Below are 17,436 nucleotides of genomic sequence, written 5' to 3' on the forward strand. Positions count from 1 at the left end.
TGATGACAGACTCTGTACAGCGCGATAGCGCGTTGCTGGTGCATTTTACGCTGAAGCTGGAAGATGGTTCGACAGCGGAATCGACGCGCGCCAATGGCAAACCCGCGCTGTTTCGTCTCGGTGATGGCAGCCTGTCGGCGGCGCTGGAGCAGGAGTTGCTGGGACGTAAAGTGGGCGACAAGCACAGCTTTACCCTGGCACCGGAAGATGCCTTTGGTGGCATCAGTCCGGACCTGATCCAATACTTTTCGCGTCGTGATTTTATCGATGCAGGCGAGCCGGAAGTCGGTGCCATCATGCTGTTCAGCGGCATGGGCGGCAGCGAAATGCCGGGGGTGATCCGTGAAGTCTCCGGTGATTCCATCACCGTAGACTTCAATCACCCGCTGGCGGGTCAGCGCATTCAATTTGAGATTGAAGTGCTGGAGATTGATCCGGTCCTGGAGGCAAGCGATGCAAATCCTGTTAGCTAACCCGCGTGGTTTCTGTGCGGGCGTGGATCGCGCCATTAGCATCGTTGAGCGCGCGCTGGAGATGTACGGCGCGCCAATCTATGTACGTCATGAAGTGGTACATAACCGCTATGTGGTAAGCAGCCTGCGCGAACGCGGTGCCATCTTTATCGAAGAGATCAGCGAAGTGCCGGATGACGCTATCCTGATCTTCTCCGCGCATGGGGTATCCCAGGCGGTACGTGCTGAGGCGAAGGCGCGTAATCTGACCATGCTGTTTGATGCCACCTGTCCGTTGGTGACCAAAGTGCATATGGAAGTGGCGCGCGCCAGCCGTAAAGGCGTCGAAGCCATTCTGATCGGACATGCAGGCCATCCGGAAGTGGAAGGCACGATGGGGCAATACAGCAACCCCAACGGCGGCATGTATCTGGTGGAATCGCCGGAAGACGTGTTCAAATTGCAGGTCAAAGATGAAAGCAACCTGTGCTTTATGACCCAGACGACGTTGTCCGTTGATGATACGTCGGACGTGATTGACGCGCTGCGTCAGCGCTTCCCGGCGATCATCGGGCCACGCAAAGATGATATCTGCTATGCCACCACCAACCGCCAGGAAGCGGTGCGTGTGCTGGCGCGTGATGCTGAAGTGGTGCTGGTGGTCGGTTCGAAAAACTCCTCCAACTCCAATCGTCTGGCGGAACTGGCACAGCGCGCCGGTAAGCTGGCGAAGCTGATCGATTCTGCCGATGATATTCAGGAAGAGTGGGTAAAGGGCGTGACCACCATAGGTGTGACCGCAGGAGCTTCCGCGCCGGATGTTCTGGTGCAGCAGGTAATTCAGCGCCTGCGCGATCTGGGTGGTGAAGCAGCGATTGAGCTGATTGGCCGCGAAGAAAACATCGTGTTTGAAGTACCGAAAGAATTGCGTGTAGAAGTGCGCAACGTGCAGTAACCCCTTCCCCGTAGCGGCGGCGATTTATCGCGCTTTTTTCGACCAGGCAAAAAGACGCGCGATAAATCGCGCCGCTACACCAACCCGCGCAAGCCGATTTCCACCTGGTGAGATTGCTTTTACTGATAATCTGACGCGGCTGGCATAAAATTCTTATTATCCCTTTTTTATTGTGGCGTGACTGTTATCTGACCGTTAACCTGTTTGCGCTTTGCATGCATAGATTTGTATCAGGAATGAATAAATATGAGTGAAATCCGCATTGCTATTGTTGGTGCGCCGGGTCGCATGGGACGCAATTTGATTCAGGCCGCGCAGCAGGCGGAAGGCGTCGTGCCAGGTGCTGCGCTGGCGCGTGCCGGTTCGTCATTGATCGGCAGTGACGCCGGTGAGTTGGCTGGTATTGGCAAGACCGGGGTGATCATCACTGCGGATTTGCAGCAGGTGGTCAACGACTTCGACGTGTTGATCGACTTCACTCGCCCGGAAGGTACGCTGGAATACCTGGCTTTTTGCCGCCAGCACCAAAAAGCGATGGTGATTGGTACCACCGGTTTTGATGAGGCAGGTAAAGCGGCGATTCGTGCCGCGGCAGAAGAGATTGGCATCGTGTTTGCGGCCAACTTCAGCGTTGGTGTGAATCTGGTGCTGGAACTGCTGAAACAAGCCGCAAAAGTGATGGGCGATTATGCCGATATTGAAATCGTAGAAGCGCATCACCGTCATAAAGTTGATGCACCATCAGGCACAGCGCTGGCGATGGGTGAAGCCATTGCTGAAGCAATGGACTGGAAACTGGACGAGCACGCCGTCTACGCGCGTGAAGGCCATACCGGTGAGCGTAAAGCGCAAACCATCGGTTTCGCTACCGTTCGCGCCGGTGATATCGTCGGTGAACATACCGCGATGTTTGCAGATATCGGGGAGCGCGTTGAAATTACTCACAAGGCTTCCAGCCGCATGACCTTTGCAAAGGGAGCCGTAAAAGCCGCTTATTGGCTTAAAGACAAGAAATCTGGCCTTTATGACATGCGTGACGTGCTGGATTTATCGATGTTGTGAGTGTTGTGAACCATCGTGATGTGGTTATTTCAATCGGTAAGACATTGATTGAATAGGGCAATAATATTATTGCCCTTTATTTTGTCTGTAAAAAATGGTCTTCGTTATTTTTTAGTGCTAAGTCTCTTGTTTTTCGTTGTTTGCGATCGTTTTTTATCCTTAAAAACGTCATTTTTGACCATTTGGTCAAAATTATCATCCCGGTAGCACGACTTTCAGATTATTTCCGCCTCGCAACCGTTTATTTTTCCAGGTTGTCTCGCTCTTTTGTCGGTTTCTGTTGCTTTTAACATTCAGTTGCCCGAAAAAAACAAAAAAATAACGTATCAGGGTAGACAAGGTGCGGGTCGATCATTAGAATGCGCGCAATTTGCCAAAAATCGACCGGTCAGGCGGTTTTTGCATTGATTCAGGACAGTATTTTGAATTAATATGCAAATATTGTGACTGTTTATTCCCTGGAGGATGTTTTGATTAAGTCAGCGCTCTTGGTTCTGGAAGACGGAACCCAATTCCACGGTCGGGCCATCGGGGCAACGGGATCGGCAGTGGGGGAGGTCGTTTTCAATACGTCAATGACCGGTTATCAAGAAATCCTCACTGATCCCTCCTATTCCCGCCAGATCGTCACCCTCACTTATCCCCATATCGGCAATGTTGGCGCTAATGCCGCCGACGCAGAGTCCAGCCAAATTCATGCTCAGGGCCTTGTTATCCGCGACCTGCCGCTGATTACCAGCAACTTCCGTAGTGAAGAGAGCTTGTCAGCCTATTTGCAGCGCAACAACATCGTCGCCATTGCCGATATCGATACCCGCAAGCTGACGCGTCTGCTGCGTGAAAAAGGGGCACAGAACGGCTGCATCATCGCCGGTGATAATCCAGACGCCGCTCTGGCGTTGCAGAAGGCACAAGCCTTCCCGGGCCTGAAAGGTATGGACCTGGCAAAAGAAGTGACGACGGCGGAAACTTATCCGTGGCAGCAAGGTAGCTGGACGCTGAAAGACGATCTGCCGGAGCAGAAGTCAGCGGCAGAGCTGCCATTCCATGTGGTTGCCTACGATTTTGGTGCCAAGCGCAACATCCTGCGCATGCTGGTAGACCGTGGCTGTCGCCTGACGGTAGTGCCGGCGCAGACGTCTGCTGAAGACGTTCTGAAGCTGAACCCGGATGGTATTTTCCTCTCCAACGGCCCTGGCGACCCGGAGCCGTGCGATTACGCCATCAGCGCGATTCAGTCTTTCCTTAATACCGATATCCCGGTATTCGGTATCTGCCTGGGTCATCAGCTGCTGGCGCTGGCAAGCGGTGCGAAAACCATCAAAATGAAGCTGGGCCATCATGGCGGCAACCATCCGGTAAAAGATCTCGACAACAACACCGTGATGATCACCGCACAGAACCACGGTTTCGCCGTTGATGACAGCAACTTACCGGCAAATTTACGCGTGACCCATGTGTCGCTGTTCGACCAGACCGTGCAGGGCATTCACCGTACCGATAAACCGGCTTTCAGCTTCCAGGGACATCCGGAAGCCAGCCCAGGCCCGCACGATGCGGCGCCGCTGTTCGATCACTTTATCGAACTGATTGAAGCCTACCGTTCTAACGCGAAGTAATCAGGAGCTAACGATGCCAAAACGTACAGACATAAAATCCATCCTGATCCTTGGCGCAGGTCCGATCGTTATCGGCCAGGCATGTGAATTTGACTACTCGGGTGCGCAGGCGTGTAAAGCGCTGCGTGAAGAGGGCTACCGCGTCATTCTGGTGAACTCGAACCCGGCCACCATCATGACTGACCCGGAGATGGCTGATGCAACCTACATCGAGCCAATCCACTGGGAAGTGGTGCGTAAAATCATTGAAAAAGAGCGCCCGGATGCCGTGCTGCCTACGATGGGCGGCCAGACGGCGCTGAACTGCGCACTGGAGCTGGAGCGTCAGGGCGTGCTGGAAGAGTTCGGCGTGACCATGATTGGTGCGACTGCCGACGCGATCGATAAAGCTGAAGACCGTCGCCGTTTTGACGTGGCGATGAAAAGCATCGGTCTGGACACCGCACGTTCCGGTATCGCGCATACCATGGAAGAGGCGCTGGCGGTGGCTGAAGATGTTGGCTTCCCGTGCATCATCCGTCCTTCCTTTACCATGGGCGGCACCGGTGGCGGCATCGCCTATAACCGCGAAGAGTTTGAAGAGATTTGTGAACGCGGTCTGGACCTGTCGCCGACCAATGAGCTGCTGATTGACGAGTCGCTGATTGGCTGGAAAGAGTACGAGATGGAAGTGGTGCGTGATAAAAACGACAACTGCATCATCGTCTGCTCGATCGAAAACTTCGATGCGATGGGTATCCACACCGGTGACTCCATCACCGTGGCCCCGGCGCAAACCCTGACCGATAAAGAGTATCAAATCATGCGTAACGCCTCACTGGCGGTACTGCGTGAAATCGGGGTTGAGACGGGCGGTTCCAACGTGCAGTTCTCGGTGAACCCGAAAGATGGTCGTCTGATCGTTATCGAGATGAACCCGCGTGTATCACGTTCTTCAGCGTTGGCCTCTAAAGCCACCGGTTTCCCGATTGCTAAAGTGGCGGCGAAACTGGCGGTGGGCTTCACCCTCGACGAACTGATGAACGATATCACGGGTGGTCGTACCCCGGCATCGTTCGAGCCGTCTATCGACTACGTTGTGACCAAGATTCCACGTTTCAACTTCGAGAAATTCGCCGGTGCTAACGATCGCCTGACCACGCAGATGAAATCTGTCGGCGAAGTGATGGCGATTGGCCGTACTTTCCAGGAATCGATGCAGAAAGCGCTGCGCGGCCTGGAAGTGGGTGCCAATGGTTTTGACCCGAAAGTGAATCTGGACGACGCCGAAGCGCTGACTCGCATTCGCCGCGAACTGAAAGATGCTGGCTCTGACCGTATCTGGTACATCGCCGATGCTTTCCGTGCTGGCATGTCAGTTGATGGCGTGTTCAATCTGACCAACATCGACCGCTGGTTCCTGGTACAGATTGAAGAACTGGTGCGCCTGGAAGAACAAGTGGCGCGTGAAGGCGTGAAGGCGCTGGACTTTGCCTTCCTGCGTAACCTGAAGCGTAAAGGTTTTGCGGATGCGCGTCTGGCAACGCTGGCTGGCGTGGCTGAAGGTGAAATCCGCAAACTGCGTCAGCAGTTCAACCTGCATCCGGTCTACAAACGCGTTGATACCTGTGCGGCAGAGTTCGCGACCGACACCGCGTATATGTACTCAACCTATGAAGAAGAGTGCGAAGCTAATCCAAACCAGGACCGCGATAAGATCATGGTACTGGGTGGCGGTCCAAACCGTATCGGACAGGGTATCGAGTTTGACTACTGCTGCGTTCACGCCGCATTGGCGCTGCGCGAAGATGGTTTCGAGACCATCATGGTTAACTGTAACCCGGAAACCGTCTCTACCGACTACGACACCTCCGACCGTCTTTACTTCGAGCCAGTTACGCTGGAAGACGTGCTGGAAATCGTACGTATTGAACAGCCAAAAGGCGTCATCGTGCAGTACGGCGGCCAGACTCCGCTGAAACTGGCGCGCGCGTTGGAAGCCGCCGGTGTACCGGTTATCGGTACCAGCCCGGATGCGATTGACCGTGCCGAAGACCGTGAGCGTTTCCAGCAGGCGGTTGAACGTCTGAACCTGAAACAACCGGCTAACGCCACCGTGACCACGCTGGAGCAGGCGGTGGAGAAAGCGGTAGGTATCGGGTATCCGCTGGTGGTGCGCCCGTCTTACGTATTGGGTGGTCGTGCGATGGAAATCGTTTACGACGAAATCGACCTGAAGCGCTACTTCCAGACGGCGGTATCCGTTTCCAACGATGCGCCTGTGCTACTGGACCGTTTCCTGGATGACGCGGTTGAAGTGGACGTGGATGCGATTTGCGACGGCGAGCGCGTGCTGATTGGCGGCATCATGGAACATATCGAGCAGGCGGGTGTTCACTCCGGCGACTCGGCGTGTTCTCTGCCAGCCTACACCCTGAACGCAGAGATTCAGGATGTGATGCGTCAGCAGGTAGAAAAACTGGCATTCGAACTGAATGTCCGTGGTCTGATGAACGTGCAGTTCGCGGTGAAAGACAATGAAGTCTACCTGATTGAAGTGAACCCGCGTGCGGCACGTACCGTGCCATTCGTCTCCAAGGCGACCGGTGTACCATTGGCGAAAGTGGCGGCGCGCGTGATGGCAGGCAAAACGCTGGCTGAGCAGGGCGTCACGAAAGAGGTGATTCCGCCATACTACTCGGTGAAAGAAGTGGTGCTGCCGTTCAACAAGTTCCAGGGTGTTGACCCGATTCTCGGACCAGAAATGCGCTCTACCGGTGAGGTGATGGGCGTGGGTCGTACCTTCGCGGAAGCCTTCGCGAAAGCGATGTTGGGTGCGCAGAGCAACATGAAGAAATCAGGTCGTGCGTTGTTGTCAGTACGTGAAGGCGATAAGAAACGTATCGTTGACCTGGCGGCGAAGTTGCAGAAGTTTGGCTTTGAGCTGGATGCTACCCACGGCACCGCCGTGGTGTTGGGTGAAGCCGGTATCAATCCGCGTCTGGTGAACAAAGTGCATGAAGGTCGCCCGCACATTCAGGACCGCCTGAAGAACGGCGAATACACCTACATCGTCAACACCACCGCAGGACGTCAGGCGATTGAGGACTCCAAGCTGATTCGCCGCAGTGCACTGCAATATAAAGTGCATTACGACACCACGCTGAACGGTGGTTTTGCTACGGCGATGGCACTGAATGCGGACCCAACCGAAAAAGTGATTTCTGTGCAGGAAATGCATCAGCAAATTACCGGTTAAATCTTCTGCTTAAATAATAAACAGCGGCTCCTCAGGGGGCCGTTTTTTTTATTTATCTGTCTGGTTAATAAGTTAACTTATATGAAACATATTGATTTGACTTAGTTTTTAGCGCTTAGTGCGGATTTAATTTTTCACATCATTATTAGCACAATTTTATAAATATAAAGCGATGCTGCTCCCCTTAGTATGTTAATCGCTCATTTTTTCGAGCATAACTGGGATATTTATAAAAAATGAAAATGCGTGCTTTCACTCTCACCGCCATTGCTGCGCTGGTCGCAGCGGCACCCCTTGCCAGCCAGGCTGAAGTTACTCTTCTTAAAGCAGACCCACAGGCTAACGATCCGCTGAGCCGTCTCGACTTTAAAGTTGGCGGTAGTATCCGCCCGCAGTTCATGCATCAGAACGGCGTGAACGACAAGTCTTATAAGCGTAATGGCTATGACGGCGGTTCACGTTTCCGCTTCACCGCCAATTATTACCTGTTTGATGACGTAAGCTGGGTAGGTTACTACGAGCTGGGCGTTAACTTCCCGGCGTGGTGGGGTTGGGATAACCACTATGCCGATGGCGCGAACAACACCACGCGTCGTCAACTGTACACCGGCTTCAAAAGTGCGACCCTCGGTGAACTCTACTTCGGTCAGCAAAACAGCGTTTACTATGATGTGGTCGGTGCGAAGACCGATATCTGGGACTACGACATGCTGGCCCAGGCACCGGGTAACGGTATCAACGGCGACTACGATGGTTCCTACCGTTCACGTAAGCAGCTGAAATACAAAAACACCTTCGGTGACGTTGATGTCTATGCATCTTACCTGTTTGAAGATAACGACTATCTGCCAGGTAAAGGGATGCGTTACAAACGTAAAGGCGGCGGCTCTCTGGGTGTGAACTATCACATCACCAAAGATCTGGCGTGGGGTACCGCGTGGAACTACACCCGTGCTGATATCCACCAGCCGTCAACTGGCGATAGCAAAACCTATGACCAGAATATCTACGGTACAGCGCTGAGCTGGACGCCGGGTCACTGGACGCTCTCTGCCGGTGGCGGTTACTACCAGAATTTCCTGTCTACCAAAACATCTCAGGTACACAACTACTTTGCTGATGATGCCTGGGGCCTGGAATACTTTGCTGGCTACAAATTCCCGATTGGTCAATATGCGGTTAAATCCATCCAGCCGTACTTTATGGGTGACCGTCTGGAATACCTGAATGGTCGTAACTACAAACGTATCGACAACGGCCTGGGTGTGAGCTTCCAGCTCGACTACGGTTTCCGTGTTGATTACGAATACGTGATTACCTCCAGCACCGACAAATCACTGGGTAACGTTAACCTGGTGCGTCTGCGCTACGATTTCTAATCACTATCCACGGCTCCTGCGGGAGCCGTTTTCATTTGTGTCAGTCAGTGCGCATTTCTTTACACGGCTGTACAGGCTACATCCCCTTTTCACGCTGCCTTGTGCCGTTTCCACGCGAAAATATGGCGCCTCTCTCGGATATTGCTGAGAAAGGCGGTGTAAAACTCTGTCCAATAACAAAAATGCGGTGGCAAAGGAGCTTTACGTAAATAGCGAGTCCCTCCTATCGACGAAAGTTTCGCCTTTACGTATGATGGCGCCAATTTTTTTCCTGTAGGTCATTAAACATGATTAGTCTGATCGCAGCTCTGGCAGCGGATCGCATCATCGGTATGGAAAACGCCATGCCCTGGAACCTGCCTGCCGACCTGGCATGGTTCAAACGTAATACCCTGAACAAGCCCGTGATTATGGGGCGTCTGACCTTTGAATCGATTGGCCGTCCGTTACCGGGCCGTCTGAATATTGTGGTCAGCAGCAAACCGGGTGACCATGACGGCGTGACCTGGGTGACATCGCTGGAAGATGCGGTGAATGCAGCGGGTGATGCGGAAGAAGTGATGGTGATTGGTGGTGGTCGTATTTACGAACAGATGCTGCCGCGTGCCGATCGTCTCTATCTGACCCATATCGATGCGGAAGTTGAGGGTGACACCCAATTCCCGGACTACGAGCCCGATGAGTGGCAATCCACCTTCAGTGAATTCCACGACGCCGATGCGCAGAATTCGCACAGCTACTGTTTCGAAATCCTCGAACGCCGCCGTTAATTAACGGATATATTGTACACCTCCTTCTCCCGCTTGCGGGAGAAGGTCGGGATGAGGGGGCTGGTCGCACGGGATTTTCCGTCGCTACGCGCCCTATCATTCCTGATGGCTGAGCGGTGGATGTGGGTGGGGAGCGCTCTGCGCCATCGCCTGCTCACGGTTGGAGTGCTGGACATAATATTGTTGCGTTTCCCAATGCAGCATCGTCAGTGTGCCACCCCAGCAGCAACCCGTATCCAGCCCGATGATGCCCTCCGGTGTTCCTTTCCCTTCCAGTGATGCCCAATGCCCGAAGATTAACGTGTAATCATGCGCTACCGGACTCGGGATCATAAACCAGGGTTTCAGCGGTGGTGGAGCGGATTCCGGGGTTTCTTTACAGATCATATCCAACTGACCATTCGGGAAACAGAACCGCATCCGCGTTAGCGCGTTAGTACTGAAGCGCAAACGCGCCAGACCGCTGAGTTCCGGCGTCCAGTTATTCGGCATATCGCCATACATCGCGTCGAGAAAGAGCGGATAGCTGTCACTGGACAGCACGGCTTCGACTTCACGCGCACAAAGTTTTGCCGTATCGAGATCCCATTGCGGTGTGATGCCAGCATGAGCCATGACCAGTTTTTTTTCTTCATCCACCTGTAATAACGGCTGACGACGCAGCCAGTTAATCAGTTCATCCGCATCGGCAGCTTCCAGTAGCGGCGTCAGGCGATCTTTGGGTTTGTTGCGGCTGATACCGGCATATACCGCCAGCAAATGAAGATCGTGATTGCCCAACACCAATCGTACGCAGTCTCCCAGTGACTTCACGTAGCGCAACACGTCAAGCGAGCCGGGACCACGGGCCACCAGGTCGCCGGTCAGCCACAGGACATCCTGCTGCGGATCGAAGTTAACCTGTGCCAGGAGGGCACGCAGTTCATCATAACAGCCGTGAACATCGCCAATCAGATATGTACTCATTACATCAGTCCGGTTAAAACGCATCGCCCGGACAGGCCGGGCGAGGAAGGATTAGTGGATGTGGGTTTGCACCGCGAGTCGGAACACGGGGATGTCGACAAAAAACTCTTCTCCCTCTTCGTCGATCATCACGTAGTGGCCCTGCATGGTGCCCATCGGCGTTTCGAGGATCGCGCCGCTGGTGTATTGGAATTCGCTGCCGGGTGCGATATGGGGTTGTTCACCGACCACACCTTCGCCCTGAACTTCGGTTTCGCGACCGTTACCGTTGGTGATCAACCAGTAACGACCGCGCAGCTGGACGCTGCTGCGCCCCAAATTGCGGATGGTGATGGTGTAGGCAAACACGTAGCGCTCCTCGTCGGGCGACGATTGCGACTCCACATACAGGCTTTGTACCTGGATACAGACGCGGGCCATTTCACTCATGCACTCAGTTCTCCGGATTTTCTGCCTGATGGTTGCCAAGCCAGTTGGCCAGCTGACAATACTGAGCTACCGTGACGTTCTCTGCACGCAGGGTGGCATCAATATTCAGTTCATCCAGCGCGCCGGCAGCAAACAGATGGCCGAGGCTATTACGCAGCGTTTTACGGCGCTGGCCGAACGCCTCGGTTGTGATGCGGCTTAACAGACGCACATCGCTGACCGGATGTTGTGGCTGGGCATAAGGCACCAGGCGTACCACCGCGGAGTCCACTTTAGGCGGTGGCGTGAATGATTGTGGCGGCACTTCCAGCACCGGAATCACCTGACAATAATATTGCGCCATCACGCTGAGTCGACCGTAGGCTTTACTGCCCGGTCCGGCCACCAAACGGTTGACCACCTCTTTTTGCAGCATGAAGTGCATGTCTTTAATCGAACCAGTATAGCTGAAAAGGTGGAACATCAGCGGGGTGGAGATATTGTACGGCAAGTTACCAAACACACGCAGCGGCTGGCCTTTCTCACGCGCCAACGCGGAGAAATCAAAGGTCATTGCATCCTGCTGGAAGATGGTCAGCTTGGGGCCAAGAAACGGGTGAGTTTGTAAACGCGCGGCAAGGTCGCGGTCCAGTTCTACCACGGTCAGCGCATCCAGACGCTCGCCCACTGGCTCCGTCAATGCGCCGAGGCCGGGACCGATCTCCACCACGGCTTCACCCTTCTGAGGATGAATAGCGGAGACGATGCTGTCGATAATATACTGATCGTTCAGGAAGTTCTGCCCGAAACGTTTACGGGCGTAATGCCCCTGATGGACGCGATTATTCATTACTGCTCTTGATCATAGTGATGGCGAGGTTAAGCGCCGTAATAAAGCTGCCCGGCTCCGCCTGACCCAGACCGGCCAGTTCCAGCGCGGTGCCGTGGTCAACCGAGGTACGGATAAAGGGCAGGCCCAGCGTGATATTCACCGCCCGGCCAAACCCCTGAAATTTTAGTACAGGTAAGCCCTGGTCGTGATACATCGCCAGCACCGCATCTGCATGTTGCAGGTATTTGGGCTGGAACAGGGTATCAGCGGGCAGGGGACCGGTCAGCTGAATGCCCTGCTGACGCAATTCGTCCAGGGCCGGAATGATAGTATCGATCTCTTCACGGCCCATATGGCCGCTTTCGCCAGCGTGCGGATTCAGGCCGCAGACGAAAATATGAGGGTTCGGCAGGCCGAACTTTTGCTGCATATCACGATGCAAAATGGTGATCACTTCATGCAGGCTGTCACGGGTGATTGCCGCCGACACATCTTTAAGTGGCAGATGGGTCGTAGCCAATGCTACCCGTAGCTCTTCAGTAGCCAGCATCATGACCACGCGGTCGCCGCCAGCGCGATCGGCGAAAAACTCAGTATGCCCGGTAAAGGGGATGCCGGCATCATTGATCACGCCTTTGTGAACCGGGCCGGTAATCAGCGCGGCAAATTCACCGTTAAGGCAGCCATCACAGGCGCGTGCCAGCGTTTCCAGCACGTAGTGGCTGTTAGCCACCGCCAGTTCACCCGGTATGACCGCTTGCGCAGTATCAACCTGGAGCAGCGTCAGCGAGCCAGCCTGTTGCGGTTGCGCCGCAACACCGGGCTGGTAATCACGCAGCGTCAGCGGTAAACCAAGCTGAGCTGCGCGATGACGCAGCAGTTCACCATCAGCGCACACCACCAGCTCAACCGGCCAGTCACGCTGGGCCAGTTGAACGGTTAAGTCAGGACCAATCCCGGCGGGTTCGCCGGGAGTGATAACTACACGATAATTACTGACCATTGTTGTCCAGAATTTTCACGTAAGCACTGGCGCGTTGTTCCTGCATCCAGGTCTGTGCTTCTTCCGCGAATTTACGGTTAAACAGCAAGCGATAGGCACGTTCTTTCTGCGCCGCATCCGTCTTATCAACCTGACGGGTATCCAGCAACTGAATCAGATGCCAGCCGAAAGAGGAGTGAACCGGCTGGCTGGTCTGGCCTTTCTGCAAGCGCATCAGCGCATCACGGAAGGCAGGATCGAACACCTCCGGCGAGGTCCAACCCAGATCGCCGCCCTGGTTCGCAGACCCCGGATCGTCTGAATACTGTTTAGCGGCGGCGGCAAAGGTAATTTTCCCGCTGCGAATATCCGCAGCAATCTCTTCCAGCTTAGCGCGTGCCTGATCGTCAGTGAGGATCGGCGACGGTTTCAGCAGGATATGACGTGCGTGCACTTCGGTGACGGAGATATTTTTGCTCTCACCACGCAGATCGTTCACTTTCAGGATATGGAAGCCCACGCCTGAACGGATCGGACCGACGACATCGCCTTTCTGCGCGGTGGCCAGCGCCTGGGAGAACAGGGTCGGCAGTTCTTCAATTTTGCTCCAACCCATGTTGCCGCCTTTCAGCGCCTGCGGATCAGCAGAATAGGTCACAGCCAGCTTGCCAAAATCGGCCCCTTTTTTCAGTTCACCCACTAACTGTCGGGCTAGCGCTTCCTGATCGTCAACTTGCTGCTGGGTCGGGTTTTCCGGCAGTGGCAGCAGGATCTGACTGACGTTCAGCTCAGTACCCTGGGTGTTCTGTGAACCAATCTGTTTCGCCAGGGTATCCACTTCCTGCGGCAGAATGGTCACGCGGCGGCGCACTTCATTGTTACGCACTTCAGAGATCATCATCTCTTTGCGGATCTGCGCACGGTATTCGTTGTAGTTAATACCGTCGTAGGCAATGCGGCTGCGCAGTTGATCAAGGGTCATATGGTTCTGACCGGCGATATTCTGGATAGCTTCATCCAGTTGTTGATCGCTTATCTGCAAACCTGCTTTTTCACCCATCTGTAAAACAATGCTATCCATGATCTGGCGCTCAAGGATCTGATGACGCAGGGTATTGTCATCAGGCAGTTGCTGATGGGCCTGCTGTGCCTGTGCTTTCACCGTGCGCAGCATGCTATCAACGTCACTTTCCAGCACCACGCCGTTATTCACGACGGCGGCAACTTTATCTACCATTTGCGGGGCTGCGAACGCAGTGTTAGCGGCAATCGCCACACCAAGAATCAGCATTCTCCAGTTCTTCATACTTTATCCATTGTTGTTTCCGCACTGCGGGATAGCCTGTCAAACATCACAACATCAGAAAGCCTGCTGGTAAGGGATGATGCCCTGACGCAGCATGTCATGGGTGCCTAAGCCATAGTTGGAGCTCAGGCCACGCAGCTCAATGTTGAATGAGATTTGGTTGTCATACTTACTATTGTTGTTTTCCCAACCGTTGATTTTGCGCTCGTAACCGACACGGATTGCATAGCAGCAGGAGCTGTATTGCAGACCCACCAACTGGTCAGCCGGTTTGCTGTTACGGGTGTCGTAGTAATACGCACCGACCAGCGACCAGGCGTCAGCAATCGGCCAACTGGCGGTTGCTCCGACCTGAGAGATCCCGTTTTTGTAGATCGGGTTAGTCAGCAGGCTGGAGTCATTCAGTGCTTGCGCGACGTATTCCGGGCTGCTGTAGCGATAACTCAGCTGCACCATACGATCGGCATCCTGACGATACTCGAGTACCGCATTGCCCTGAGCGATGTTATCGAGACGGGTATCATATTGCAGCCCGCCACGCACGGCCCAGCGATCGCTCACTTTCCAGTAAGTGTCACCGGCCCAGATCAGGCTACCGGTGTCATCTTCATCGTCGATCTGCTCAACGCCAGTCCGCGATGGGGTAAACGAGTAGATTTGACCAACAGAAACGTTAAAACGTTCAACCAGATCGTTATCATAAATTCGTGTGGTAACACCGGTTGCGACCTGATTGGCCGAGGCGATGCGATCGAGGCCGCTGTAGGTGCGGTCACGGAACAAGCCGGTATAGTCGGTTTGCAGCAATGTTGAATCGTACGGATAGATAGCGCTCTGGTCGCGGTACGGGATGTAGAGATACTGGACACGCGGTTCCAGCGTCTGGGTATAGCCCTCAGCCCAGTCCATATCGCGGTCAAATACCAGACGACCATCGACCTTAAATTGCGGCAGCGTACGGTTAACGGAGTCTTTCAGCAGGCCACTGGAGGTACGGGTGTAGCTTGAGCTGTTGTAATAATCGAGGCCGTCCTGCTGATAATGGGTAGCAAGGAACTTGGCTTCGGTATCCAGGCTGGCCCAGCCGTTTGACAGCGGCAGATCCAGCGTCGGTTCAATATGCAGACGCGTTGCTTCCGGCATCCGGCTATTTACGTTGGTAAACTTCACCGCCTGCGCGAAAATACGGCCATCAAACGGCCCGATATCGTTCTGATAGTAATTCAGATCGAGCTGCGGCATCGCGCGATAGACGTTGCTGTTGCTGGTGGTGCCAAATACCTGGAAATCTTTGGTTGAGAGTGTGGCATCCCAGTTGGTATCGGCATAGCCAACGCTGAATTTCTGCGTGGCGTAACCATCAGTCGAACTGTAATACTTTGACGTTAAGTCGTTGAAGTAATAAGGATCGCTGACTTTGGTATAGTCGGCATTGAAACGCCAGTGCTGATCGTACACCCCAGCGTGGCGCCAGTAGAACAACCAGCGATCGGAGCTGGCATCCTGCGCAATACCACGCACCGCTTTGTCTTTATCGTACTGATTATCGGATGGCAGATAATCCAGCTCCATCAAACCCGCACCAAACTGGGTCAGATAACGGAATTCATTCTGCAATTGCAGGCCACGATTGCTCATATAGTGCGGCGTAATGGTGGCATCGGCCTGCGGTGCGATGTTCCAGTAGTACGGCAGCATGAACTCGAAACCATTCGTGCTGCTGTATTTTGCATTCGGGATCAGGAAGCCAGAGCGGCGACGATCGCCAATCGGCAGTTGCAGGTAGGGGCTATAGAAAACCGGCACATTGCCAAGTTTAAAGCGCGCATTCCAGATCTCCGCCACTTCTTCCTGGCGGTCCTGAATGATTTCTGTGCCCACCACACTCCAGCTGTTGCTACCGGGCAAACAGGAGGTAAAGCTGCCGTTTTCGAGGATGGTATAACGATTGTTGCCACGCAGTTTCATCTGATCGGCATCACCACGTCCCTGACGGCCTACCATCAGATAGTTACCGTTCCAGACGTTGGTATCTTTGGTATTCAGATTCGACCAGGCTTTCGGACCTTTCAGGATGACCTGATTGTCGTCATAGTGCACATTACCTAGCGCATCGACGGTACGAACCGGCGCGGTTTGCCCTTCCTGCTGACGCTGATGTAACTGCACTTCATCGGCAGTCAGACGGCTGTTTCCCTGTTGCACATCGACGTTACCGGTGAATACCGCGTCGTTGGGATAGGTGCCTTTGGACGAGTCAGAATGAATCGTCACGGGCAGCGAATTCGTGTCGCCATTAACCAGCGGACGGTTAAAGCTCGGCACGCCCAGCATACACTGCGACATTAAGTCGTCGGCGAGGGAATGCTGACTGTATATCGCTGCACCAATCATGGTAGCCAGCAGGGTAGGTATACGTTTTTTCATACGCGGTTTCGATAATTCCATGAAAACTGGCATCATGCCGACAATCCGGTCAGAGACTAACTTACTGCCCGGCGATGCGCCAGTGTTAATCCTTTTCTGTCCGCGTTGCCGTTAGGCGCTGAGATAAATGACAGGTATGATAATGCAATTTTCAGCCGCAAGCATGGCGAATTGAGGAGTTTATGCGCTACTGGGGAAAAGTAATTGGTCTGGCTCTGGGCTTACTTTCCGGACTGGGCTTTTGGGGCATTGTACTGGGTCTGATCATTGGTCACATGTTTGATAAGGTGCGCAGCGTTCAGGGACAAGGCTATTTCGCTAACAACCAAACCCGCCAGACACTGTTTTTTAGTACCACTTTTCAGGTAATGGGCCATTTGACCAAGTCAAAAGGGCGCGTGACCGAGGCGGATATCCAGATTGCATCTTTACTGATGGATCGTATGCAGCTGCATGGCGATGCGCGCACTGCGGCACAGCGAGCCTTCCGTGAAGGTAAGCAGGGCGACTATCCGTTACGCAATAAGCTGCGTGAGCTGCGCAGCGCCTGCTTTGGTCGCTTTGATCTGATTCGGATGTTTCTGGAAATTCAGATCCAGGCCGCCTTCGCTGATGGTTCGCTGCATCCCAACGAACGTCAGGTGTTGTATGTGATCGCCGAGGAGCTGGGCATCTCAAAAATGCAGTTTGACCAGTTCCTGCGCATGATGGAAGGCGGCCAGCAATTTGGTGGTGGCGGTTCATCGTATGGTGGCGGCGCGTATCAGCAGGCTAAACGTGGCCCGACGCTGGAAGATGCCTGTAGCGTGCTGGGGGTGAAAAGCAGCGATGATAGCACCACGATCAAGCGCGCCTACCGTAAGCTGATGGCGGAACATCATCCTGACAAACTGGTGGCGAAAGGGCTACCGCCACAGATGATGGAGATGGCGAAGCAGAAAGCGCAGGAAATTCAGGCGGCTTACGATCTGATTCGTAAGGAAAAAGGATTTAAATAAATCCTTGCTCCGGCGTAGCGGTGCGATTTATCGCGCGGCCGT

At 54.0% G+C, this 17,436-nt stretch carries 14 protein-coding genes; 8 read left to right on the forward strand and 6 right to left on the reverse strand.

The features are described from left to right. Window positions 1–2 precede the first annotated feature (2 nt). From fkpB to folA, 7 genes are all read left to right on the forward strand, one after another. Window positions 3–473: an FKBP-type peptidyl-prolyl cis-trans isomerase gene (gene fkpB, locus AC6I8N_RS03530; RefSeq protein ID WP_021184777.1), complete on the forward strand. Its 471-nt coding sequence runs from the start codon at window positions 3–5 to the stop codon at window positions 471–473. Further along, window positions 454–1,407 (forward strand): 4-hydroxy-3-methylbut-2-enyl diphosphate reductase, encoded by a 954-nt coding sequence (gene ispH / locus AC6I8N_RS03535; protein ID WP_013507818.1) that lies wholly within the window; start codon window positions 454–456, stop codon window positions 1,405–1,407. Before fkpB ends, ispH begins: the two co-directional genes overlap by 20 nt. A gap of 246 nt (window positions 1,408–1,653) precedes the next feature. Further along, window positions 1,654–2,469 carry a 4-hydroxy-tetrahydrodipicolinate reductase gene (gene dapB, locus AC6I8N_RS03540; RefSeq protein ID WP_497830058.1) on the forward strand — a complete coding sequence of 272 codons (816 nt, stop codon included), beginning with the start codon at window positions 1,654–1,656 and terminating at the stop codon, window positions 2,467–2,469. A gap of 470 nt (window positions 2,470–2,939) precedes the next feature. Further along, window positions 2,940–4,088 carry a glutamine-hydrolyzing carbamoyl-phosphate synthase small subunit gene (gene carA, locus AC6I8N_RS03545; RefSeq protein ID WP_036626638.1) on the forward strand — a complete coding sequence of 383 codons (1,149 nt, stop codon included), beginning with the start codon at window positions 2,940–2,942 and terminating at the stop codon, window positions 4,086–4,088. Window positions 4,089–4,101: 13 nt separating this feature from the next. After that, complete coding sequence (carB, locus tag AC6I8N_RS03550; protein WP_021184774.1) at window positions 4,102–7,326, forward strand: carbamoyl-phosphate synthase large subunit; 3,225 nt, start codon at window positions 4,102–4,104, stop codon at window positions 7,324–7,326. A 236-nt stretch (window positions 7,327–7,562) separates the two neighbouring features. Beyond that, a complete protein-coding gene (locus AC6I8N_RS03555; protein ID WP_021184773.1) occupies window positions 7,563–8,705 on the forward strand; it encodes a porin in 1,143 nt (380 codons plus the stop codon). A gap of 287 nt (window positions 8,706–8,992) precedes the next feature. Then, window positions 8,993–9,475, forward strand: a complete 483-nt coding sequence (gene folA, locus AC6I8N_RS03560) for a type 3 dihydrofolate reductase (protein WP_021184772.1) — start codon at window positions 8,993–8,995, stop codon at window positions 9,473–9,475. A gap of 96 nt (window positions 9,476–9,571) precedes the next feature. Here folA and apaH read toward each other — a convergent pair whose 3' ends face one another. The 6 genes from apaH to lptD are packed head-to-tail and all read right to left on the reverse strand — an operon-like array spanning window position 9,572 to window position 16,396. Further along, window positions 9,572–10,441: a bis(5'-nucleosyl)-tetraphosphatase (symmetrical) ApaH gene (apaH, locus tag AC6I8N_RS03565; RefSeq protein ID WP_021184771.1), complete on the reverse strand. Its 870-nt coding sequence runs from the start codon at window positions 10,439–10,441 to the stop codon at window positions 9,572–9,574. A 51-nt stretch (window positions 10,442–10,492) separates the two neighbouring features. Then, window positions 10,493–10,870: a Co2+/Mg2+ efflux facilitator ApaG/CorD gene (apaG, locus tag AC6I8N_RS03570; protein WP_021184770.1), complete on the reverse strand. Its 378-nt coding sequence runs from the start codon at window positions 10,868–10,870 to the stop codon at window positions 10,493–10,495. Between the two features lie 4 nt (window positions 10,871–10,874). After that, window positions 10,875–11,699: a 16S rRNA (adenine(1518)-N(6)/adenine(1519)-N(6))-dimethyltransferase RsmA gene (rsmA, locus tag AC6I8N_RS03575; RefSeq protein WP_021184769.1), complete on the reverse strand. Its 825-nt coding sequence runs from the start codon at window positions 11,697–11,699 to the stop codon at window positions 10,875–10,877. Further along, on the reverse strand, window positions 11,692–12,684 hold the full coding sequence (gene pdxA / locus AC6I8N_RS03580) for a 4-hydroxythreonine-4-phosphate dehydrogenase PdxA (RefSeq protein ID WP_497830059.1): 993 nt from the start codon (window positions 12,682–12,684) through the stop codon (window positions 11,692–11,694). The genes rsmA and pdxA overlap by 8 nt, the downstream gene beginning before the upstream one ends. After that, on the reverse strand, window positions 12,674–13,969 hold the full coding sequence (surA, locus tag AC6I8N_RS03585) for a peptidylprolyl isomerase SurA (protein ID WP_021184767.1): 1,296 nt from the start codon (window positions 13,967–13,969) through the stop codon (window positions 12,674–12,676). The genes pdxA and surA overlap by 11 nt, the downstream gene beginning before the upstream one ends. A 54-nt stretch (window positions 13,970–14,023) precedes the next feature. Further along, window positions 14,024–16,396, reverse strand: a complete 2,373-nt coding sequence (gene lptD / locus AC6I8N_RS03590) for an LPS assembly protein LptD (protein ID WP_497830060.1) — start codon at window positions 16,394–16,396, stop codon at window positions 14,024–14,026. A 182-nt stretch (window positions 16,397–16,578) separates the two neighbouring features. On the opposite strand from lptD, the gene djlA reads away from it, so the two are divergent. Beyond that, entirely contained in the window at window positions 16,579–17,394 is an 816-nt protein-coding gene (gene djlA / locus AC6I8N_RS03595) for a co-chaperone DjlA (protein WP_208724769.1), read from the forward strand. The last annotated feature ends 42 nt before the right edge of the window (window positions 17,395–17,436 follow it).

This window comes from Pantoea sp. X-Soil-TKNS-1279, from assembly GCF_059730565.1.

Excerpts from the sequence above, each read along its gene's own strand:
- fkpB (WP_021184777.1), top strand. The coding sequence starts at position 3 with ATGACAGACTCTGTACAGCGCGATAGCGCGTTGCTGGTGCATTTTACG.
- ispH (WP_013507818.1), top strand. The coding sequence starts at position 454 with ATGCAAATCCTGTTAGCTAACCCGCGTGGTTTCTGTGCGGGCGTGGAT.
- dapB (WP_497830058.1), top strand. The coding sequence starts at position 1,654 with ATGAGTGAAATCCGCATTGCTATTGTTGGTGCGCCGGGTCGCATGGGA.
- carB (WP_021184774.1), top strand. The coding sequence starts at position 4,102 with ATGCCAAAACGTACAGACATAAAATCCATCCTGATCCTTGGCGCAGGT.
- AC6I8N_RS03555 (WP_021184773.1), top strand. The coding sequence starts at position 7,563 with ATGAAAATGCGTGCTTTCACTCTCACCGCCATTGCTGCGCTGGTCGCA.
- folA (WP_021184772.1), top strand. The coding sequence starts at position 8,993 with ATGATTAGTCTGATCGCAGCTCTGGCAGCGGATCGCATCATCGGTATG.
- apaH (WP_021184771.1), bottom strand. The coding sequence starts at position 10,441 with ATGAGTACATATCTGATTGGCGATGTTCACGGCTGTTATGATGAACTG.
- apaG (WP_021184770.1), bottom strand. The coding sequence starts at position 10,870 with ATGAGTGAAATGGCCCGCGTCTGTATCCAGGTACAAAGCCTGTATGTG.
- rsmA (WP_021184769.1), bottom strand. The coding sequence starts at position 11,699 with ATGAATAATCGCGTCCATCAGGGGCATTACGCCCGTAAACGTTTCGGG.
- pdxA (WP_497830059.1), bottom strand. The coding sequence starts at position 12,684 with ATGGTCAGTAATTATCGTGTAGTTATCACTCCCGGCGAACCCGCCGGG.
- surA (WP_021184767.1), bottom strand. The coding sequence starts at position 13,969 with ATGAAGAACTGGAGAATGCTGATTCTTGGTGTGGCGATTGCCGCTAAC.
- lptD (WP_497830060.1), bottom strand. The coding sequence starts at position 16,396 with ATGAAAAAACGTATACCTACCCTGCTGGCTACCATGATTGGTGCAGCG.
- djlA (WP_208724769.1), top strand. The coding sequence starts at position 16,579 with ATGCGCTACTGGGGAAAAGTAATTGGTCTGGCTCTGGGCTTACTTTCC.